Consider the following 21398-nt stretch of genomic DNA (forward strand, 5'->3'; position numbering starts at 1 on the left):
ATGATCAAGGTTTCAAATTGCTCTTCAGCCGCTACGCGCGTTGCTGAAAGGAGCCAGACCTGCTCGAGCCGACGCCATGTTCAGAGTGCGAAAGCTGAAGCCTTGCGGCCCGTAAGCCTCTCAGAATCCTTCAACGCTGGCTCTCCGGCACCCTTTGCAATGTCGTTGTTTATCAAAACAAACATTGTGGCACTCCAGGTTTCAAAGGAAGACTTGGTGGACCACATAGTGCTGCGTGTGGATGTCGAGGACGCGTTTGCTTTTGGCTGAACGGACTGAAATTTGATCTCGGAGTACAGCCACTGACCAGTTCGTGCCGCTGACTCTTGGCCCACAAAAGCCGACTCGGGGGGGTATGCAGGCCGACCATTGGGTAGGCTGGGGAGATCAGATTGGTTGGGCGCGAGGTCAACGGTTTTTGGCGGAGGCTTTTCATTTTTGAGCTTGGTGCATATTGCCGCGTGTTTGTGGACACCGGCGCCGATGTTGTCCACAAACCTGTATTTCGAAACCAAAAGGTGTGGACTTGTAGCGCATTAATCGTTCTGTTGGCGAAACCTTTTGGGGACCACGAACGCGCGCTTGATCGATGAATAGAAGACTGATTCTTGACACCGACGGCGGCGTCGATGACGCACAAGCCTTGCTGATGCTTATAGCGGCCGACAAAATACCCGATGCGATCACGACGGTTTTCGGCAACGTCGGTCTCGACGCGGCAACGCGCAATATCCTTTCGGTCCTGGCTGTTGCCGGAAAAGAGAACTTGCCCGTGCACAAGGGAGCGGACCGGCCGCTCACCCAGCCCGTGATCGATGCAATCGGTATTCATGGAGACGATGGCTTGGGGGGCGCTCCGCGTCCCGAATCCGTTCCTGCGGCGGCCGGGAGTGACGGCGTGGGTTTCCTTATCGCAAGCTTGAAAGAGGCGGCGCGCAGCGGAGCCAAGATCGACCTGCTGATGATCGGACCTCTGACCAATTTGGCTCTGGCGCTGCGGGTTGCCCCCGACTGCATTGAAGGCATTGGGCAGCTCACGATCATGGGTGGTTCGGTCTATGGACGTGGCAATGTCACCCCGGCTGCCGAATTCAACATCTTTGCCGATCCTGAAGCGGCAGGCATAGTCTTCGGCGCGGAGATCGACACGGTCGTTTTGCCATGGGAAACATGCGCAGGTCATACCATGACCGGCGCGGCGGTGGATGCCCTTTTTGCTCAACTGCCCGATGGGCGCGAGAAAGAATTTTCCCTGCAATTGGCCCGTCACGCGCGGCAGGTTATCGCCGCGTTTGGCGGAGGCGATCATTTCCGCTTTGTGGACCCGCTTGCCGCTGCGGTGGTGATCGAACCGGCAATCGTTAAAAAGTCGTTGCGCGCTTCAGTCGATGTTGCCTTGGCGCCGGGATTGACGCGGGGGATGACAGTGGTCGATCCCACCGGGCGGTTGGCCACCCCAATGGTTACGCTCGTTGAAGAGGTTGAGATGGAGCCGCTGATTGCATTCTATCAAGCCTCGATCGCGTATCGCTCGCAAGGAGACTGATGGAAATGTCCGGTGATACAAAGCCCAATGACCTGCTGATATCGTCGGCCGACGAAGTCAAAATTCGTCAATATCTGGCTCGTGTAGCGCTGGGCCACGCGCCTGCCGATACGCGTTTACGGGTGGGCAGGTTACTCGACGTCAATTCTCGAATGTGGCTTTCCGATCAGGAGATCATCATTGCCGGGCGCCGCATCGCCTATGTGGGACCGGCCGGCTCATATCCCGGCACCGTCACCCATGAGGTTCATGAACCCGATCTTATTGCTGTGCCCGGGTTTGGCGAGGTACACAAGCACATCGAAAGTTCGCACGTTACCCCTGAATGGGAGGCGGCAATGGTGCTGCCGCACGGCAATACCTGGACGTGCGAAGCAAGCCATGAGTTTTCCAACGTCAATGGCGCCAACAATCTTGCCTTCTGGTTCGCGGCAAGGCTGGCTGGAAGCCCGCAGAAAATCTTTCCCCTGCCGGGCTCGGCGGTTCCTCCTACCGCCTATGAATGGGGCGGGGGCTACTTCGGCTATGATGAGCAATTGGGTTTTCTCTCAGAAAGCCTGATGGTGGCGGGACTGGACGAGGTCATGGACTGGCCGGCCGTGTGGAACCCCAACAATCCCTCCTATGACCGGCTGTGGGGGATGATCGAAGCGACCTTTGAAAAGCGTGGTGTTATCGAAGGCCATGCGGCTGGCATTAAGGATTTGCCTACGATCAATGCCTTTGCCGCCGCCGGTTTGGCCTCGGACCATGAAGCCTGGACGGCCCAGGAAGTGATCGACAAGCTTCGGCGCGGCCTGTTCATGGAACTGCGTCCCCATTCGCTTCATGACATGGTCACGGGCTTGTTGGCCGCTGGTCTGGGCGACTGGAGCCAGCTTGCCATTACCACCGACGACCGATCCTGCTCCGACACGCTCAGGCTGGGGGCCACCGATCACAACGTGCGAATTGCCATAGGGGCAGGGCTTGCTCCCGAAATTGCGATCCAAATGGTAACCATCAACCCAGCACGCCATATGCGTTTGACCCCTTGGGTCGGGTCGATTGCTCCCGGCCGATTCGCTGATGTGGTCTTGCTCGACGACCTCGATTCGCTTTCGATCAGGGATGTATGGGCAGATGGTGAAAAGGTCGCAGAGAACGGCAAGTATCTCAGACCTGTCCCCCGTATCGATTGGCCAGACTGGGCGACGCGCACCATAAAAATAGACCACGAACTAACGGGGCCGGATTTTGCCATTCCAGCCGAACCTGAACGCGAGACGATGACCGCTGCGTTGTTGCGGCCGTTCCACTGGCACGATGAGTTCATCGAAATGGACCTGCCGGTTGAGGACGGACATGTGCAGCGCGATTCAAATCGCAATGTCACAAAGTTCGCCATTGTCGACAGGTTCTCGGGCGAGGGGAAAACCTCGGCCATGTTCTGGCTCGGTACGGGCCCGAGAACGCCCGATACCGCGTTGGCCTGCTCGATGGGGCATGACAAACACAACATCTGGGTTGTCGGTTCATCAGATTCTGCCATGGCGAGAGCCGTAAATGGTTTGCGTGAAACACAAGGTGGCTGGGCGCTCGTGCGGGAAGGGGAACTGGTCGCGACGGTCCGTTATGAAGTCGGTGGATTGATGACCTGCCGGCCACCTGAGGCGTTAGACGCGGAAATGCAAACACTCTACGCCGAGGGCGAAAAGGTTGACTGGATGTTTGAGCCCACGTTCAGTCCGCGATGGTTCCCCGGATTTCCCGAGCGCCTGGCCTTTGCCACATTGACGTGTGCGCCCTGGCGATGGGTACTGGTGGCGCCGTCCGAGCGGGTGCCGAACGGCTTTGTCAACGTCGAGACCGGGCAAACCCATCCAATCGTCTGGTAGCGACAATTTGCCCCTCGATGCTCATATGTTAGTCTTGCTTCGAGCGTGGGCAAAAATAGGCTGCGCCACGTTAATTTAGCGGACGCCCTTGTGTCTTTCAGGGCGAACGCGCAACAGGGGAACATCATGAAAAAACTCCAGACCTTGGGTCTTGCTTCACTCTCGGTGGCCGCCGTAATGGCTGCGACACCCGCAATGGCCCAATCCAAGACCTTCACCATCTCTTGGTGGGGCTTTAACGGCGATCAGCTTCAGGAAATCATCGTCGATCCATTTCAGGAAATGTGCGACTGCGAAGTCGTGTTCGAGACTGGCAACAATGCGGATCGGCTCAATCGTCTCCAGTTGCGCAATGGCGAAGGGGTCGACGTGATCTATCTGACCGACCGCTTCTCCCAATTGGGCATTGAGCTGGGTATGTTCCAGCCGATCGACCGTGAGCAGGTGCCCAATATCGACCAGATCTATGACATTGCCCAATCCCCTCAGGGCGAATACGGCCCGGCCTATACAATTGGGCGGGTGGGCATCGTCTACAATCCCGATTCGGTTGCCGAACCCATCACCTCCTGGAATGATCTGTGGCGTGAAGACCTGGCCTCCTCGATTTCGCTGCCCGGCATCACAACCACGGCAGGTCCGATGGTCGTGCTGAAAGCGGGCGAGCGCGGAGGTGTCGACGCCTACGACGATCCCGATGCTGCCTTCGCACAGGTCCAGGAACTCGTGCCCAACGTGGTGACCAACTACAATACGGGCTCTGAAATGATCAACCTGTTCTCGACCGGGGAAATCAGCACCTCGATCGCTCAGGACTTTACCCTTGCCCAGATTCAGGCTGCTGTGCCATCCGTTGTGTGGGCTGATCTGGAAGAGGGCTCGATTGCAACGCTCAACACCATCAATATCCCCGTCGGTGCGGCAGAGCCTGAATTGGCACACCAGTTCCTTGATTTCGTTCTGTCCACTGAGATCCAGCAGCAGCTTGCCGAACGCGGCATCGATGCGCCGGTCAATACCGGGGTCGAACTGACCGAGGAGGAAGCGTCTATCTGGACGTATGGCGACGAGATGATCGCCGGCTTGCAGCGTGTGGACTATGTTCCAATGAACGCCGTGCTCGACGAGTGGATCAACCGCTGGAACGAAATTTTCGGCATGTAATCCAATCAGCGTTCATACCTGCGGGGCGGCAGGCCGCCTCGCAGGCCTTTCATCATTCTCCTTAAAGAGTTGGACATGAAACGTCTTGCCGGCTGGATACTCTCGTCTCCGGCCACTCTTGCGGTCACCATTTTCCTGATCATCCCGGTTGCCGCCACCATCAGTTTCACGTTTACTGCGCCCGAAGGGGTCTTTGCGCCCTATACCGATTTCTTTGCGTCGGGCTTTCAGCGCACCGTGCTGTGGCGAACTTTTGAGGTGGCGGCTATCACCACGGTCATCTCGCTCGGCGTGGGCCTGATGACAGCCTATGTGGTGTCGAAATGTCCGCCCTGGATGAAATCGGTGCTGATTGTTCTGGCCGTATTTCCGCTGCTGACCGGCGTGGTGGTTCGGTCCTTTGCCTGGTTGGTCATTCTGGGGCGCAACGGTATCCTCAACAGCTTCCTACAATGGATCGGCTTAATCGATGCTCCCTTGGCGCTGCTTTACACCCAGACCTCGGTTGTTGTCGCAATGGTGTATCTGTTCGTGCCGCTTATGGTGCTCGTGCTCATCGGGGTGCTCGAAAATATCCCCGATGACTTGATCCAGGCCTCATCCTCTCTGGGTGCCAGGCCCACATCAACCTTCCTGCAAGTCGTTCTTCCGCTGGCCACGCCGGGGCTGATTGTTGGCGCGGTGCTGGTGTTTACCGCCAGCTTTACCTCCTACGCCACGCCTCATCTCCTTGGAGGCACGCGTCAGATGATGATGGGGACTTTCCTGCACCAGCGCGCCATGGTCGCATTCGATTGGGTGAGCGCATCGACGGTGGCAGCCATCATGGTGGTGGTCATCGTGGCAACTGTTGTCGTCATGACACGCATTGCGCGCCGTCTCAACCCTATGGCGGTGTAAGATGGGAACCCGTATCCACCCCTTGCTTATCGTGATGACCGCATTGGTCTATGTCTTCCTGATCGGACCCCTGATCATCATCTTCGGCGCTTCGGTCTCCGACACCAGTTATCTTGCATTCCCTCCGCAGGGGCTGACCCTGCGCTGGTTCGAAAACATTTGGGAGGTTAGCGCGTTTAGGCGGACCATCGTCACCTCGTTGCAGGTGGCATTGCTGGGCACCGGGCTTGCTCTGTTGATCGGCATTCCCGCTGCCTACGCGCTCAACCGCTATCGCATCCAGCTTCCCGGATGGCTGTCGACACTCTTTGTCCTGCCCATTCTGGTGCCCGAGATCGTGATCGGCTTTTCACTCCTGCGCTCCATCAACGTCGGATTTGGCGTACCTGTGTTCGCAACGCTGCTGATCGGGCATACGCTTCTGGTTCTGCCCTATGTGGTCCGCGTAATTTCCGCCTCGCTGGCCTCGTTCGACTTCTCCATCGAAGAGGCGGCCATCTCGCTGGGCAGCCGTCCGGCCAAAACGTTCTTCACCGTCGTTTTGCCCAATATCCGATCTGGCGTGATCGCGGCCTTCATATTGGCCTTCATCACCTCGATCAACGATGTGTCGGTGTCCCTTTTCTTGACCGGCCCGGGCATTTCAACGCTTCCCATTCAAATATTGGCCCATGTGGAGCAGTTCTTTGATCCGACCATCGCCTCGGTCTCGGTGCTGCTTATGGTGCTCACCATTATCGTCATGATCATCGTTGAGCGCACGCTCGGGCTGACCGTGGTGACCAAGTAAGAAGGCATTTATCACGTGACTCTGCCCTTATCGATCGACACGATCACCGCCCATTACGGCGCAACCAAAGTTCTCGAAGATCTTTCGCTCGCCGTTGGCGAGGGTGAATTGGTTTCCCTGCTCGGCGCGTCGGGCTGCGGAAAGACCACAACACTGCGGTTGGTCGCTGGATTTCTGCAGCCGACATCGGGAACGATACGCCTTGGTGAAAAGAATTTGACCCAGCTGCCGGCCTATAGCCGCGACATCGGGCTGGTGTTCCAGAACTACGCCCTGTTTCCCCATTTGAGTGTCAAAGACAATGTCGGCTTCGGGCTCAAGCAGCGCAAGATTGCAGGAACCGAGCGCGTCCGGCGCTCGATGGCAATGCTGGAACGCGTGGGGCTGGACCATTTGGCCGATCGGCTACCGGGCGAGCTTTCAGGCGGGCAGAAGCAGCGCGTGGCACTGGCCAGGGCTCTGGTCATCGAGCCGCCGCTTCTGATGTTTGATGAGCCGCTTTCAAATCTGGACGCCAAGCTGCGCGTGGACATGCGTGTGGAGATCCGCCAACTCCAGCGCGCCAACGGCACCACTGCACTTTATGTGACTCACGACCAGGAGGAAGCATTTTCAATCTCAGATCGTGTGGCCATCATGAATCAGGGCCGCATCATGCAGCTCGATACGCCCGAAATGCTCTACCAGCGCCCGGCCAACACCTTCGTCGCGCGTTTCGTGGGGTTCGAGAATCTTATCGAGCTTGAAGTTACCGGCCGCGATGGCGCCGTGGTCACTGCCATGGCAACAGACGGGTCAATACTGGTGCTCTCACAGGAGAGACTGGGCGAGATTCCCGAACGGTTCATCCTTGCCACGCGTCCCGACGGGCTGATGGTTTCCGATGACATGAATGCGGATGGCCTTGTCGCGACGCTGGGACTGCGCACCTATCTGGGGCGCGCCTATCAATATCAGTGCGAGAGCGGGGCCGGGCACCTGGTTGCCAACGGGTCGCTCGCATTGCCGCTGGAGCCTGGTGAGCGTGTCAGGCTCGTGCCGAACCCCGATCAATGCGCGATCTTAAAGCCGGAATGAAAACGCTCCTGACAAATGCGTGGATCATCGCAATGGACGCGGCGATGTCCGAGTACCGGCCCGGCTGGCTGTTGATCGAGGGGAACAAGATCGAGGCGCTGGGCGAAGGCGACCCGCCAGAGATGATCGATGCGAACATCCGCGACATGGGCGGAGATATCGTGATGCCGGGCATGGTCAATACCCATTGCCACATGGCCATGTCGCTGTTCAGAGGGCTGGGCGAGGACGTGGACGACCGACTGTTTCGCTACATGCTACCGCTCGAGCGCAAGTTTGTTTCGCCCGAAATGGTCCGGGTGGGCTCAACGCTCTCCGCGTTAGAATCGATCATGGGCGGGGTTACCACGGTTGCGGATATGTACTACCACGAAACCGAGGTGGCTGGAGTTATCGCCCGATCCGGGATGCGTGGAGTTGTCGGCCAGACTATCGCCAATTTCGATGCGCCCGATCACAAGAGTATCGATGAAGGCTTCGCGCTTTGCGATGAACTTGTAGAATGGTGCGCCGGTCAGGGGCGCGTAACAGCCTCGATCGCGCCGCACGCCCCCTATTCGACAGGTCCCCACATTTTGGAGCGCGTAGCCGCTTGGCACGATGCTCACCCTACGTCGATCATCCAGATTCATCTCGCAGAGACCGAACAGGAAGTGGCCTGGGCCCGTGATACCTACGGACTGACGACGACCGCAGTCTCGGAACGGACCGGGATATTAAAACCCGGAACGATAGCTGCACACTGCCTTCTGATCGAGGATGCCGATATCGATATTCTCGCCCGAACCGGCACCGGGGTGGCGCATAATGCGCGCTCGAACGGCAAGGGGGGGCGTGGTATGGCGCGTGTTGAAGACATGCGGCAGGCTGGAATTGCCGTGGGCATTGCCACCGATGGGCCCATGAGCGGCAATACGCTCGATCTGTTTTCCCAGTTCGGCGTGGTTTCCATCTTTGCCAAGATTCTAGGCCGCTCGCGCAAGCCGCTTCCGACGCGCGATGTGATCCGTATGGCAACCATCGAAGGCGCCAGGGTCTTGGGGCTCGACGCGGAAATCGGCTCGCTGGAAGTGGGAAAGAAGGCCGATTTGATCCGCATTGATGTGTCTGCGCCGCGCGTGCAGCCGATCTACGATCCCTATTCGGTACTGGTGTTTGGCGCCATGCCCACCGACGTGCGCGATGTCATGGTGGATGGTGTCTGGCTGATGCGTGACCGCGTGACCGAGACGCTCGAACCGGCCCGGGTTCTGTCCGACGCCAACCAGCTGGCGGGCCAGTTTCGCACCGAGATCGCGGCCATTGATGCGGCCAGGGCCGCCAAGGACTAATCAAATGCCAACACAGACAGAACTGCAAACCGTACTCGACTACGCCGACGCCCATATGGACGAAAGTCTTGAAAGGCTGTTCGAGCTGATCCGAATTCCGTCGATCTCGACTGTATCTGCACACAGCGATGATTGTCGCGCCGCCGCGCAATGGCTGGCCGATCAGCTCGGTGTTCTAGGGTTCGAGGCCTCGGTGCGTCCGACGGAAGGACATCCCATGGTGGTGGGCCACAAGACCGATGCAGCTGGCCCCCATGTCCTGTTTTACGGGCACTATGACGTACAGCCCGTCGACCCTTTGGCCCTTTGGGAGACTGATCCCTTCGAGCCGACGCTCAAGCCTGCGCCCAATGGAGATACGCATATCGTGGGCCGCGGTGCGTCCGATGACAAGGGGCAGCTTCTAACGTTCATCGAAGCCTGCCGTGCATGGAAGATGGCAACTGGCGCTCTGCCGATCAAGGTTTCGATGCTATTTGAGGGTGAAGAGGAGTCAGGGTCGCGGAGCCTCGTGCCCTTTCTCGAGGCCACGGCCCAGGAACTCAGGGCGGACGTCATGATGGTTTGTGACACCGACATGTGGGACCGCGACACGCCCGCCATTACCACCATGCTGCGTGGGCTGGTGGCAGAGGAGTTCACCATAACCTGCGCCGACCGGGACCTTCATTCGGGCATGTTCGGCAATGCGGCGCGCAACGCGCTTCAGGTGGCTGCCGATGCGCTGTCCAGTCTGCGCGGTCCCGATGGTGGTGTGGCCATCGCGGGGTTTTACGACGGAGTCGAGGATCTTGACCCCACCATTGCAGCGCAGTGGAAGCGCTTGCCTTTCGATCAGAATGGGTTTTTGTCTGACATCGGCCTGCGCATCCCGGCCGGGGAAACAGGGTACTCCATCATGGAGCAGGTGTGGGCGCGGCCGAGTTGCGAGATACACGGTGTCATAGGGGGGTATACAGAGGAAGGGTTCAAGACGGTTATTCCGGCCAAAGCACATGCCAAGGTCTCCTTCCGGCTCGTGGCGGGCCAGGACCCGGTCGCAATCCGCGACGCGTTTCGCTCTCATATAAGAGCGCGCGTGCCTGACGATTGTTCGGTTGAATTCGCCTCCTATGGCGCCAGTGCCGCCATCGCCTTGCCGCTTGACAGCCCGTATCTCACCGCGACGCGCCATGCGCTTGGCGAGGAATGGGACACAGAAGCGGCGCTGGCAGGAACCGGCGGTTCAATTCCGATCGTCGGAGAGTTCAAGCGCCAGCTAGGAATGGATACGTTGCTTGTCGGGTTTGCCCGCTTCGACAACCGTATCCATAGCCCCAATGAGAAATACGATCTGTCCAGCTTCAAGGGTGGCATCCGCTCATTCATTCGGGTGCTCGCGGCACTTTCCGAACTAAAAGCTAGCAATTGACAAAGGAGACGACGGTCATGTCGAACCTAACGCGCTTTTCGGTGGCGCCGCTCCACGCCCTGACGCGGCGTCTGGCTGCCGTGGCTTCGGGGCGCGAGGCAGCCGATCTTGTTATTACCGATGCGCGCATGCTCTCGACCTATTCCGAGCGTATTTCTGCACCAAAAGAAATCTGGCTGGTGGGCGGGCGAATTGCCGCCATCAAACCGTCGGGAGCCCACAAAGCGGCGCCCGCGCCCAGGGCGGTGTATGACGCGAAAGGCGGGATTTTGGCGCCGGGGCTGGTTGACCCCCATATCCACATCGAAAGCTCGATGGTTACTGCATGCGCCTATGCCGAGGCAGCGCTGCTCAACGGCACCACAACAATCTTTTGCGACAGCCATGAAATCGGAAATGTCATGGACGTGGCTGGCATCCAGGCCATGCTCGAAGATGCGAGGCTGGCGCCGCTTTCGATCTATCTCACTGTGCCTTCGACGGTTCCGGCAACTTCGCCCGAGCTTGAGACGGCAGGGGGTGACCTGACTCCGGAAAAGATTGGCGCCATCTTCGACCAGTGGCCAGAAGCCGTCGCGCTGGGTGAAAAGATGGACTTTGTCCCAGTGGTGATGGGCGATCCACGCAGCCACGCCATCATTGCTGAAGCGCTCAAGCGCAACCGTCCGGTCTCGGGGCACATCTATGGACGCGAGCTTGTGGGGGCCTATGCCGCCGCTGGCGTGACCGATACCCATGAAGCTGTGGACCGCGACATTGCCGACGACCTAGTCGATGCCGGAGTCTGGGTGTTTCTGCGTGGCGGCAATCCAGCGACGCCCTGGAACTCGATCGAACAGGCGATCAAGGCGATTACCGAACTTGGCGCTTCCCATAAGCGCTTCTGCCTTTGCACCGATGATCGCGACGCCGATGATCTGTTGTCCTTCGGCCTTGACTGGGTGGTTCGCGAGGCCGTGCGGCTGGGAATGAGCCGGGAAATGGCGTGGTCCATGGGATCGCTTCACGGCGCGACACGGTTCGGCATGGACGGAGAAATGGGTGGGCTGGGCGGTGGGCGCCGCGCCGATTTGGTGCTGCTCAGCGACGATCTCGACGTACACAATACCTGGTACGGCGGCGAACTCGTGGTCGAAAACAAGGCGGTCACGCCCTTGCTTGAGGCCGCGCTGTCAAATCGCTATCTCTATCCGCCGGCGGCTTACACCACAGTGCATTTGCCCGGGCGCCCGAAGTTGGTTCCGGATTTGCCGAACCAGAAGACCACGGTCAATGCCATCGGTATTGAGATGCCCGGCATCGCCCTTCCACACCGCAAAATCGAGATTGATGCGGCCAATGACTGGTCGAGCATTCTTCAATCCAATGCCCTGACTTTTGTGACCGTCGTTGAGCGGCACGGCAAATCGGACGGCAGTGTGGGGCACGGGCTGCTGCATGAGTTCGGCCTGAAGGAAGGGGCCGTGGCATCCAGTGTCGGCCATGACAGCCACAACATTATCATTGCGGGCACCAATGAGGCCGACATGGAACTCGCGCTGCACACCATCTCGGATGGCAATGGCGGAATCGTGGTGGTGCGCGAGGGAAAAGTCCAAGCCTTCGTGCCACTCCCGATCGCGGGCCTTTTGTCCGACAAGCGGGTTGGCGAGGTGGCCGAGCAGAACCGGGTGCTCAAGGCAGCGTGGCAAGAAGCGGGCTGTACCATTCCCTATATGGGCTTTAACCTGATCCCGCTCTCGGTAATCCCGGAAATTCGCATTACCGACAAGGGGCTGGTCAAGGTTCCCGAAATGGAGCTGATCCCGCTCTATGACAATGCCTGAGCCACTGCGTGTCCTTATCGACACTGATCCGGGGCTCGATGACGCCATAGCAATTCTCTATGCGCTGGCTGAGAGGCGCTTTGCCGTCGAGGCAATTACGACGGTTGCCGGCAATATCGGGATTGAGACCACGACCCGAAATGGAGGACGTCTCCTGGCCGCAATGGGCAGGGGCGAAATCGCCTACGCAGCAGGTGCGGCGGGACCGCTCGTCGCTCAGGGAATCGATGAAGAGGCCATTCATGGCGCCGATGGGTTGGGCGGGGTTGTGTTGCCGGAAGCTTTGGCTGCACCCAGCGCCAGTACGGCCACCGAGCTTTTAGCCCCCCGATTGCTTGCCGGAGATCATGGCGCCCTGACAGTTCTGGCTCTGGGGCCGCTGACCAATCTAGCGCAATTGTTGCGCGATGCCCCCCGAGCCTACAAGCGGGTCGGGCGCATAATCGCGATGGGCGGAACCATCTTTGAACCCGGCAACGCCGGCAATTATGCCGAATTCAATATCGCCGCTGATCCCCATGCGGCACGCATGGTTTTCAATGCCGGGGTACCGGTGACCCTGATCCCGCTCGATGTAACCCGGAAGTTGCGGGCAAATCCGGAAGATCTGGAGCGGCTGGCGGCGTCCGGTTCAGTTGCCGCACGGCTCTCGGCGAACCTGATCGGCGCCTATTTCGCCGACAACACCTCGCGCCAGTCGCGGCCTCTTCACGATCCCTGCGTGATGCTGATGGCGTTGGCCCCGCACTTGTTTGGGACCGAAACCATGCGGATTGCTATCGATTGTGACACACAAAGGGGGCGTCTCATTCAGGCGCCGGGCGGAGCGGCCATTGAGGTGGCCATGACCATTGATGCCCAAGGGGCATTAGATGCGCTCTGGGCCGGTCTGAGCGGCTGAGAAAGGCGCTTCGGACAGTTCCATCTCAACCAGTCGCGTCCAGAAGGCGATGCCAGGCAGGATGGCGTCGTCATTGAAATCATAACGGGTGTTATGATGGAGCGCACCATCGCTCGCTGGCCCATTTCCCAGCCAGACATAACAGCCAGGAACCTCCTGGGAGAAAAAGGAGAAATCGTCGCCTGCCGTAGAAGGCGGAAAGACTGTGCGAATGCGGGCTACGCCGAGGGCTGACTGCGCAGCCGATAGCGCACGGGCTGTGGCGTTTTCGTCGTTGATGACGGGAGGAATGCGCCGGATGAACTCATAGTCGGTCGATATGGAAAAGGTTTGCGCAATGCCATTGGCTATCGCACCGATCTCGGCTTCGATCTGGTCGCGCACCTTTGGAGAGTAGGCACGGGCGGTGCCGCCGATCCTGACGATGTCTGGGATGACGTTGAGCGCCTTGAAATCACCTGCATCAAGAGCGCAGGCGCTGACCACAGCGGGCTCGAGTGGATCAACAACGCGCGACACAATGGTTTGCAGGGCAGAAAGGAACTGACCGGCGGCGGCAATCGGGTCACGCCCCAAATGGGGCTTGGCGCCATGGGTGCCCACGCCCTTCAACGTCACCGTCCAGCTGTCCGATGAGGCCAGTTGCGGCCCCTCGACCACGGCCATTTCGTCGGGCTCGAGACCGGGCATGTTGTGCAGTCCATATACGCGGTCGACCGGGAAACTGGCAAAGAACCCTTGGTCCACCATGGCCCTTGCGCCACCACGGCCTTCCTCGGCAGGTTGGAATATGAAATGAACCGTACCCGAGAAGTTCTTGGTTTTTGCAAGATGACGGGCGGCGCCCAGCAGCATTGTTGTGTGTCCATCATGGCCGCAGGCATGCATCTTGCCCGGCGTTCGCGATTTATACGGGCGGTCGGCCATTTCGGGCATGGCGAGGGCGTCCATGTCGGCACGCAGTGCAATGCGGCCGGTGCCGTTGCCCACAGTCAGCGTGCCGACAACCCCGGTCTTGCCCAGCCCGCGATGAACCACAATTCCAACCTCTTCAAGCTTTTGCGAGACGATGTCGGAGGTGCGCTCTTCTTCAAATCCGAGTTCGGGATGCGCGTGGAGATCATGGCGCAGAGCGATAAGCATTTCGCGTTCCGTCGCATCAATCTTTATGGGAGGGGACATGGCTTGCCAATCCTTGGTCTTGCGTATCAAAACGGTTTGGACCATTGCCATGCGCGAGACAAGGGGCCACCCGATGAGATTGAAACCACACGAGTTCTGGCAGGTTCTGGATGCGCCGGGCACCCATGCATCCGGACCTGGCACGTTTTACGCTGCTGGATATCCAGCAACGCTGCCCGACGGACGGCAATTGCTCTTGCCCATCCGACCGCTGCCTGGCCAAGATGGCCGTGCAGTGGCCTCGCTGATCATCAATCAGGCCTCGTTTGAGGTCGAGGACGCGCTGGCCGACATCATGGCCGCGCAGTGGCGCGAGTTAGCCCCCGAGGTTGTTGTCGGCGTGCCGACACTGGGGCTGCCGCTGGCCAACGGCGTGGCGCGGCGACTGGGTCACACGCGGATCGTGCCTCTGGGGACATCGCGCAAGTTCTGGTACACACAGGAGCTGTCCGAGCCGATCAGTTCAATAACCTCGCCGGGCAAGGACAAGACGATCTATCTCGATCCACGCATGGTGCCGTTGATCGAGGGCCGCAGGGTGCTGCTCGTTGACGACGTGGTGAGCACCGGGACTTCTCTTGCCGCAGTGCTCCGGCTTCTCGCAAAGGCCGGGATTACGCCGATGGGAATCGCGGTTGCCATGGAACAGGGCATTCGCTGGCATTCGGTTCTTCCCGAGCCTGATCGGGTCCAGGCCGCCGTGCGCTCTCCGCTGCTCGAAAGCGCCGGCAAGGCCTTCTTGCAAGCCGCAACATAGGCGGCGACGTTGGCTATTCGCGCTGTGCTGGGGTGGAAGCTCGCATCAATGATCAAGCCTTACCCCATGATTTGGGTGAGGCGCAGCTGGCGCCGGGGAAACTTGCTGACCTGTCGCCGCTAGCTTAGGGGCCGCGGTGTTTTCTGTGGTGGGGTGGTCGCAACGGTCCCGTGCCGCTCGTCTGGGCCGGCCGGGCCATGGATGGCCGGTTCGGACCAAGTGTTTCGAGCGCATCGACTTGATCCTGACTGGCTCTTTCGCTGTCGAGGTGGGCAACCGCAGCATCGTCCTGGCGGGTCAAAGTCAGATAGGCAGTGCACCTAGACCGGCGGATTACATTCTTCTTAGCAAATTCGCATGGAACAATCCCAAAAACTCATGTGTTCCCCGTACCGTGAAACAACATGAAGGGAACAAGCTTATGAAGAAGCTAGCATCTGTCGCAGTCGTAGTGACCGCCGCTTTCGGCCTTGCAGCCTGCACCCAGACCCAACAAAATGCCACTGGCGCAGCTGTTGGAGCGGGCACGGGCGCGGCAGTCGGCGGTTCGATAGCAGGAACGCCTGGGGCCGCTGTTGGTGGCGCAGGTGGAGCCGCCGCCGGTGTCGCAGTTTCTGAAGAAATGAACTAGTTCCCGTCTCCTGCGGGTTTTCCTGCCTTTGATGCAGGAAGTGAATGGGGTCTAGCTGAGCTAGGCCCCATTTTGATTCACGCCTACATTCCAGTGGAATGGCATCCTTGGGCAGCCAGTTGGACTCGAATGAAACTGTGAGTGCGGCAGATGGTGACTAGCCCTTTTATCGTGCCGGGGGGCTGCGCACAGGACCCAATTTAGCCGGCTGGCTTCGCGCCGGTGACCCCGCTCTGCGTGTCCTGCGCGTCCGCTTTAGACGTGTTGGCCTTGCGCCTGACGGAGACGCGCGAGCACTACGAGCGACAAATCTGCCGCCACCATCAATGTCGCCAAACGAGGCGGGCGATTGGACGCCTTTCTGGGGGAGTTATTCAGTTCTTCCTTTTCTGTCAGCGGCTTAGCGAAAGTGTCGACGACTTACACATACACAAGTGGGATCAGATCGAGCCTTTGCTCACAATTTCGGGACCTTTGCCCCTGTGCGAGGCCCTCTGGCCCCTGGTTTCCGGGCCCCTTTGGGCCGCGCAGCTTGCGTACATTCCGGACCGAGAATGGACCGAAATTACACAATTTTTTGCACATACAAACTGTGTAAGTCAAAGAAAATCGTTTAAATACAACGCACTATGGCGTAGCCTCGTCTAACTTAAAATCTTGAGACTGTATAGTCGTGCGGGTTCGAGTCCCGCCGCCCGCACCAAAGGCGCTTATTACTCGCACCGACTGAAAACCGTAGATTCGGCGGCGCGATCGGGCCATGTGATCGCCAGTTGATCTCCTACCGGCGAAAGCATGAGGGACTCGGATGTGCTCATTCCCTCCGACTCGCACGAGAGTTGCGCGGTCCAGCCACCTTCGGGCGTATCGGTAATGGCAGTCATGTCGCAGGTGTTTTCGCGGCCAAGGAAGCGATCCGCCTCGATCGTGATCGGAAAACCTTCACCCTGACCCGTACACCAAGCAGTGTCCGCTGCCCATGTTCCCACATAAAAGGCGGGTGTCGCTTCGGCAGTCGTTTCGTCGACGCGAGGTGTCTCTGTTTCTGTCTCGTCCGAACACGCTGACAGAAGACTGGCAGTGGCGATGAGGGCTGACAAAACTAGCAGGCGCATAAAGAACTCCGGGGAATGTCCGCTGGCAAATGCCTATACGCATTGAAAGTTTCCTAGACATAAAAATGCCGCTCCACGCATTTTTCACGCGTGGAGCGGCCGACCGGGAGGAGGTCGTTTAACGCCTGGTTATTGCGGGGCTAGTGCATCGGCAGGAGGTGCTGCCATTGGGTCCGCCGGGGCCATCGGGTCTGCGGGCGCCATCGGATCGGCTGGCGCATCCATTGTCGTCGCGGGAGCGCCCCCAGCGGGCAGCAGGGCCGTGAATTCTTCTTCAGAGATGACGCCGTCCCCATCCGTGTCGAGCAGAGCGAATGTTTCGGCGTTCAAATCAGGGATCGCCACCTGAAGCTCTTCCATGCTGATCGATCCGTTGCCGTCTGTATCGAGAGCCCCGAATTCCAGGGACTGGGCCAATGCGCTGCCGGACATGGCAATGCTGGCCATCGCGGCAAGAGAAATGATGGTCTTTTTCATGGGAGGTTTCTCCATGGTTCTGTTTTTGGCAACAAAATAGGTGTGCCAGTGTCAATCCGACGGCTCGTTATGAGCCGGTCGCCGGTTTTGCCTGATCGCTAAACCGTGAACAGAGATTGATCGCGTGACATGGCAAGCGATGGACCCTCCAAAGGCCATGCAGAGGTAACAATGGGGTCATTTAGAGTCAGGGTGCGCTGAATATGGCCATTTCCAGTGGCACTCTCAAAGGCAAGCGAGCGCGAATTGCGACCATCCGCACTTAGCTGACGGCAGAAATTTGGCAGTGCATGACAAGATTGCCACGAATACGGATCAGGCGGCCCGGTTCTTAAAGGTATTATTGGCAGGCCCGAGCGTCGTGAGGGTACACAGCGGCTGCTCAAGCATGTCGCGTAGAAGTGTCAGCCCCTTGGTCCATCGTGCAAGTGCTACCGGATCAGACGGTGGGATTTCCCCATTGCGGGCATGGCTGACCACTGTGGCGGCCTCTGCGACAGGCAATGCCATCACGTTGCAATACAGCGTTAGTGCGTCGGCGTGCGGCGTAGCGGTGCTTTCGACGCGCTGTTCGCGAAATGCCCACACGAGCAAAAGTGCCAGTTCACTACGTGTCAGTGTCTTCATGGCATTCCCAACGTCCCCAACGTTGAATCCAAGCGTATGTGTAGGGCCGTTCGTCATTCGGTCGGGTAAACAAATTTGAGGGTTCTCAAGGTCTTTGCGATCGAGATGAACGCGGAATGGACCAAATCATTCGCAATTTATTGAACGAGCGGCGTCGGCTCAGCCGCTCGGCGGCGGGAGCGCGGGCTATAAAGCATGGGTAAATCGGCGCGGCTTACCGGAACTCGCTCACAGAATCGGCGTTTAGATTTCCGATGGAGCAATCATGCTCCTGGTGAGGAACAAAATGGACAAGGACGAAATCAAAGGCGCTGGCAACAAGGCCAAGGGTAGCGTCAAGCAGGCCGCCGGCAAAGCCACGGGCAACAAAAAGCTCGAGGCGGAAGGCGCAGCTGATAAGGCCAAAGGCCACGTTCAGCAAAATGTCGGCAAGGCCAAGGACGCCCTACGCAAGCATTGATCACGACTGTCCCGAAGATGACAAAGGCCGCCCCTTTGGAGCGGCCTTTTTTATTAGGGTGAGCCACTTAGTCTTCTTCTACAAAGACCTGATCGCGTTTCTTGCGGATCGAGGGCAGCACCGCGATGACGACGGCGAGAACAGCGAAGCCGAGGAGCGTCGCCGATATGGGGCGTTCCAGAAAGATCATCGGATCTCCGCGCGATATGATCATGGCGCGACGCAGATGTTCTTCGAGGAGCGGCCCAAGTACGAAGCCGAGCAGCAACGGGGCGGGTTCGCATCCAAAACGGATGAGGAGATATCCCAGCAACCCGAAGATAGCGATGGCATAGACATCGAAGATGTTCTGGTTGATCGAGTAGCATCCGATACAGGCAAACATAACGATGGCTGGAAACAGGATGCGGTAGGGTATGGTGAGCATTTTCACCCACAACCCGATCAGCGGCAGGTTGAGAACCACCAGTAAGATGTTGCCGATCCACATCGAAGCGATGATGCCCCAGAACAGCGCGGGCTGCTCGTTGATGACGTTCGGGCCGGGGGTGATGCCCTGAAGGATGAACGCGCCAACCATAAGTGCCATGACCGGGTGCGCTGGGATACCCAGGGTCATCAGCGGGATGAACGACGCCTGCGCCGCGGCATTGTTGGCGGATTCGGGGCCCGCTACGCCTTCGATCGCACCTTTCCCGAATTCCTCCGGGTGCTTGGATAGGCGTTTTTCAGCCGAGTAGGACGCGAACGAGGACAGGATATGTCCGCCACCAGGCAGAACCCCAAGGAGCGACCCTATGGCGGTGCCGCGGACGACAGGTCCTACGATGCGCCGGAAGTCGTCCTTGGTCAGCCAGAGGTTCTTGACGGTCTTTACCATCACCTCTCTGGTCTTTTCGTTCTCCAGATTTCGCAGGATTTCCGCCACGCCGAAAACGCCGACGGCCACGGAAACGAAATTGAGTCCCCCGAAGAGTTCTCGGAATCCGAATGTGAAGCGGGGCTGGCCCGTGTAGATGTCCTGACCCACCATGCCCAGCAAGAGCCCGACGACGATCATGGCGAGGGCTTTGAGGATCGAACCGTGGGCGAGTGCGATTGAGACGAGCAGGCCCAGAACGATCAGTGAGAAATATTCAGGAGCCCCGAAATTGAGCGCGGCTCTTGCCAGTGGTGGCGCGAAATACGCCAGGAGCAGCGTTGCAACGGTGCCTGCAAAGAAAGAGCCGAGCGCGGCTGTTGCGAGCGCCGGACCAGCACGGCCCTGCCTGGCCATCTGATACCCGTCGATCGCCGTGACCGCTGACGATGACTCGCCAGGGAGGTTGATCAGTATCGCTGTGGTCGATCCGCCATATTGGGCGCCATAGTAGATGCCGGCGAGCATGATCAGTGCGGTGGCGGGGGACAGGGTGAAGGTGATGGGCAACAGCATTGCGATGGTCGCTGTCGGCCCGATGCCGGGGAGAACGCCTACTAGCGTCCCTAGCAGCACGCCGAGAAAGCAATAGAAGATGTTTACTGGATCAAGGGCGACGGAAAAGCCCAGGCCCAAAGAGGCGATAAGGTCCATATCCGTTCCCCTAGAAACGCAGCCATGGCCCGAACCAGGGCACGAGCAGGCCCAGTCCGACCACGAAGATCAAAAGACATAGCGCGCAGAGCGACACGGCTATGATGACGGCAGCGATCGGATTATTGGCGCGGCTCGAAAAGGCCGTGGCCAGTGCCGACAGGAACACCACTGGGATAAACCCCAGTCCCCTGATTGTCGCGCCGAAGAAAACGATCGTCCCGAGGATCAGAACAAGTCCGCGCCACGGAAATGGTGTCGGCTCGTCTGTGTCCGGACCGCGGAAAGCGGTAAGGGCTACGATAAGGCCGAGGACGATGAGCACGCCACCGAGAGCTACGGGCATAAAGCCCGGACCCATTCGAAACGGTGTGCCAATGTCGTAGTTAAGTGCCTCGAGGGTGAAGTAGGACCCGATCGCCAAGAACATGGCGGCCGAAGCGAGGTCCTTTCTGGATGCTGATATGGTCATCTGGTGCGCCTTGGTGCGTTGCGCGCCGGTGTGGCGTCGCAAACTCGCCAATCCCCTTGTGACGCCGGTCCGGATCGCCGCACTCAGCGTCGTCCCGGACCGTGTCGGATGTCGGTGGGCTCCGGCCAGAGGGGCCGGAGCTGTGGTTGCGCGTCGCGCGTTACTGAGCGGATACGCCAGCGGCTGCGATAACTTCCGCCCAGAGGTCGATCTGGCTCGAAAGCGTATCGGCCAGGGCTTCAGGCGTTGCCTGACCTTCTGTCACGGGTGTGGTGCCGAGTTCAGCAAACCGCGTCGCCACGGTCTCATTGGCCAGTGCGGTCTGGAGGGACGCAGTGAGGCGTTCGATGATCGCAGGGTCGGTGCCTGCCGGGGCATAAAGACCGTGCCAGATGCCGACTTCAAGGTTCAGGCCGCCTTCTGCAGTGGTCGGAACGTCGGGCAGATTGTCGAGACGTTCCGGCGAGGTGACGGCATAAGCCTTGATTTCACCGGCCTGGATCTGTGTGGTCGTGTTGGTGGTCTGATCGCACATCATGTCGATCTGACCGCCCAGGAGGTCGGTCATGGCCGGGCCGGTGCCCTGGTAGGGAACTTCCGTCATCTGCACGCCAAGAGCGTCCATGATCAGAAGGCCGCACAGCTGGCTGGCTGCGCCAATGCCGGCGTTGGCGTAGGTGATGTTCTCGCCGTTTTCCTGGATGTAGGCGATGAGGTCTTCGAGGGTTTCCGGCTCAAAATCGGCGCGGGCGACAATAGTCATTGGCACTTCGGTGATCAGACCGATTGGCTCAAAGTCTTCGATGGCGTCGTAGGGCAGGTCGGCGTAAAGCGAAGGTGCTGTGGACATGCCGATGTGGTGAAGCAGAAGCGTGTAGCCGTCATTGGCTGCCGCCGCGACCTGACCGGCGCCGAGCGTGCCGCCGGCGCCGCCGACGTTCTGCACCAGAACCTGCTGGCCGAGATCTTCGCTCATGACCTGCGCGACAAGACGGGCAACCGTGTCGGTCGGGCCGCCGGCCGCGAACGGCACGACGACGGTAATGGGTTGTGCAGGGTAGTCCTGCGCATGGGCGCCGCCAGCAGCGAGCGCAACGGCTGCTACGCCGGCCAGAATGGAGTGCTTGAGCACTGACCTCATGGTTTCCTCCCGAGGGTCGTATGATGGGGTCGGATCGTCTCATTGTTTCGAGACGCTGCGACGATCCTCTTTTTTCCTGTGTCTTCGGGCGAAGTGGGTTTGCCACGTTCTCCCTCGGCGCGCGCATGCCTCCGCTGGCG

General features: G+C 59.1%; 20 protein-coding genes. 13 read left to right on the top strand and 7 right to left on the bottom strand.

From position 1 onward, the window contains the following. Positions 1–589: 589 nt before the first annotated feature. The 10 genes from BLR31_RS14155 to BLR31_RS14200 all read left to right on the top strand — a co-directional run bounded on the left by BLR31_RS14155 (position 590) and on the right by BLR31_RS14200 (position 12823). The gene (locus tag BLR31_RS14155; protein ID WP_090597349.1) at positions 590–1546 is read left to right on the top strand and encodes a nucleoside hydrolase; all 957 of its coding nucleotides are present in this window, start codon (positions 590–592) and stop codon (positions 1544–1546) included. A gap of 5 nt (positions 1547–1551) precedes the next feature. Further along, a complete protein-coding gene (locus BLR31_RS14160; RefSeq protein WP_090597432.1) occupies positions 1552–3423 on the top strand; it encodes an adenine deaminase in 1872 nt (623 codons plus the stop codon). Positions 3424–3549: 126 nt separating this feature from the next. Next, positions 3550–4587 (top strand): ABC transporter substrate-binding protein, encoded by a 1038-nt coding sequence (locus BLR31_RS14165; RefSeq protein ID WP_090597350.1) that lies wholly within the window; start codon positions 3550–3552, stop codon positions 4585–4587. A gap of 75 nt (positions 4588–4662) precedes the next feature. Beyond that, positions 4663–5487: an ABC transporter permease gene (locus BLR31_RS14170; RefSeq protein ID WP_090597351.1), complete on the top strand. Its 825-nt coding sequence runs from the start codon at positions 4663–4665 to the stop codon at positions 5485–5487. A 1-nt stretch (position 5488) separates the two neighbouring features. Further along, positions 5489–6277 (top strand): ABC transporter permease, encoded by a 789-nt coding sequence (locus BLR31_RS14175; RefSeq protein WP_090597352.1) that lies wholly within the window; start codon positions 5489–5491, stop codon positions 6275–6277. A gap of 15 nt (positions 6278–6292) precedes the next feature. Further along, positions 6293–7354: an ABC transporter ATP-binding protein gene (locus BLR31_RS14180; protein WP_090597353.1), complete on the top strand. Its 1062-nt coding sequence runs from the start codon at positions 6293–6295 to the stop codon at positions 7352–7354. After that, entirely contained in the window at positions 7351–8685 is a 1335-nt protein-coding gene (locus BLR31_RS14185; RefSeq protein WP_090597354.1) for an amidohydrolase family protein, read from the top strand. The genes BLR31_RS14180 and BLR31_RS14185 overlap by 4 nt, the downstream gene beginning before the upstream one ends. A 4-nt stretch (positions 8686–8689) precedes the next feature. Beyond that, positions 8690–10096, top strand: a complete 1407-nt coding sequence (locus tag BLR31_RS14190; RefSeq protein WP_090597355.1) for a dipeptidase — start codon at positions 8690–8692, stop codon at positions 10094–10096. A gap of 17 nt (positions 10097–10113) precedes the next feature. Further along, entirely contained in the window at positions 10114–11922 is a 1809-nt protein-coding gene (locus BLR31_RS14195) for an adenine deaminase C-terminal domain-containing protein (RefSeq protein ID WP_090597356.1), read from the top strand. Then, positions 11909–12823, top strand: coding sequence for a nucleoside hydrolase (locus BLR31_RS14200; protein WP_090597357.1), 915 nt, complete (start codon positions 11909–11911; stop codon positions 12821–12823). The genes BLR31_RS14195 and BLR31_RS14200 overlap by 14 nt, the downstream gene beginning before the upstream one ends. On the opposite strand, the gene BLR31_RS14205 is transcribed toward BLR31_RS14200, so the two are convergent. Continuing rightward, positions 12791–14005: a M20 aminoacylase family protein gene (locus BLR31_RS14205; protein ID WP_090597433.1), complete on the bottom strand. Its 1215-nt coding sequence runs from the start codon at positions 14003–14005 to the stop codon at positions 12791–12793. The genes BLR31_RS14200 and BLR31_RS14205 overlap by 33 nt on opposite strands. 73 nt (positions 14006–14078) lie before the next feature. On the opposite strand from BLR31_RS14205, the gene BLR31_RS14210 reads away from it, so the two are divergent. Both BLR31_RS14210 and BLR31_RS14215 read left to right on the top strand, forming a co-directional pair. Continuing rightward, positions 14079–14762 (top strand): phosphoribosyltransferase, encoded by a 684-nt coding sequence (locus BLR31_RS14210; protein WP_090597358.1) that lies wholly within the window; start codon positions 14079–14081, stop codon positions 14760–14762. A gap of 421 nt (positions 14763–15183) precedes the next feature. Beyond that, complete coding sequence (locus BLR31_RS14215) at positions 15184–15393, top strand: hypothetical protein (RefSeq protein ID WP_090597434.1); 210 nt, start codon at positions 15184–15186, stop codon at positions 15391–15393. 713 nt (positions 15394–16106) lie between these two features. Here BLR31_RS14215 and BLR31_RS14220 read toward each other — a convergent pair. The 3 genes from BLR31_RS14220 to BLR31_RS14230 all read right to left on the bottom strand — a co-directional run bounded on the left by BLR31_RS14220 (position 16107) and on the right by BLR31_RS14230 (position 17612). Continuing rightward, positions 16107–16508: a hypothetical protein gene (locus BLR31_RS14220; protein WP_090597359.1), complete on the bottom strand. Its 402-nt coding sequence runs from the start codon at positions 16506–16508 to the stop codon at positions 16107–16109. Positions 16509–16637: 129 nt separating this feature from the next. Next, a complete protein-coding gene (locus BLR31_RS14225) occupies positions 16638–16985 on the bottom strand; it encodes an EF-hand domain-containing protein (RefSeq protein ID WP_176762678.1) in 348 nt (115 codons plus the stop codon). Positions 16986–17300: 315 nt separating this feature from the next. Then, a complete protein-coding gene (locus BLR31_RS14230; protein ID WP_143009396.1) occupies positions 17301–17612 on the bottom strand; it encodes a hypothetical protein in 312 nt (103 codons plus the stop codon). A gap of 274 nt (positions 17613–17886) precedes the next feature. Here BLR31_RS14230 and BLR31_RS14235 point away from each other — a divergent pair, with 274 nt between their 5' ends. Continuing rightward, positions 17887–18072 (top strand): CsbD family protein, encoded by a 186-nt coding sequence (locus BLR31_RS14235; protein WP_425287249.1) that lies wholly within the window; start codon positions 17887–17889, stop codon positions 18070–18072. Positions 18073–18139: 67 nt separating this feature from the next. On the opposite strand, the gene BLR31_RS14240 is transcribed toward BLR31_RS14235, so the two are convergent. The 3 genes from BLR31_RS14240 to BLR31_RS14250 form a co-directional block, all read right to left on the bottom strand. Next, positions 18140–19645, bottom strand: a complete 1506-nt coding sequence (locus BLR31_RS14240) for a tripartite tricarboxylate transporter permease (RefSeq protein ID WP_090597363.1) — start codon at positions 19643–19645, stop codon at positions 18140–18142. A gap of 10 nt (positions 19646–19655) precedes the next feature. Further along, positions 19656–20117 carry a tripartite tricarboxylate transporter TctB family protein gene (locus tag BLR31_RS14245; RefSeq protein ID WP_143009397.1) on the bottom strand — a complete coding sequence of 154 codons (462 nt, stop codon included), beginning with the start codon at positions 20115–20117 and terminating at the stop codon, positions 19656–19658. 160 nt (positions 20118–20277) lie between these two features. After that, entirely contained in the window at positions 20278–21258 is a 981-nt protein-coding gene (locus BLR31_RS14250) for a tripartite tricarboxylate transporter substrate-binding protein (protein ID WP_090597365.1), read from the bottom strand. Positions 21259–21398 lie beyond the last annotated feature (140 nt).

This window comes from Pelagibacterium luteolum (assembly GCF_900100665.1).
Taxonomy (GTDB): domain Bacteria; phylum Pseudomonadota; class Alphaproteobacteria; order Rhizobiales; family Devosiaceae; genus Pelagibacterium; species Pelagibacterium luteolum.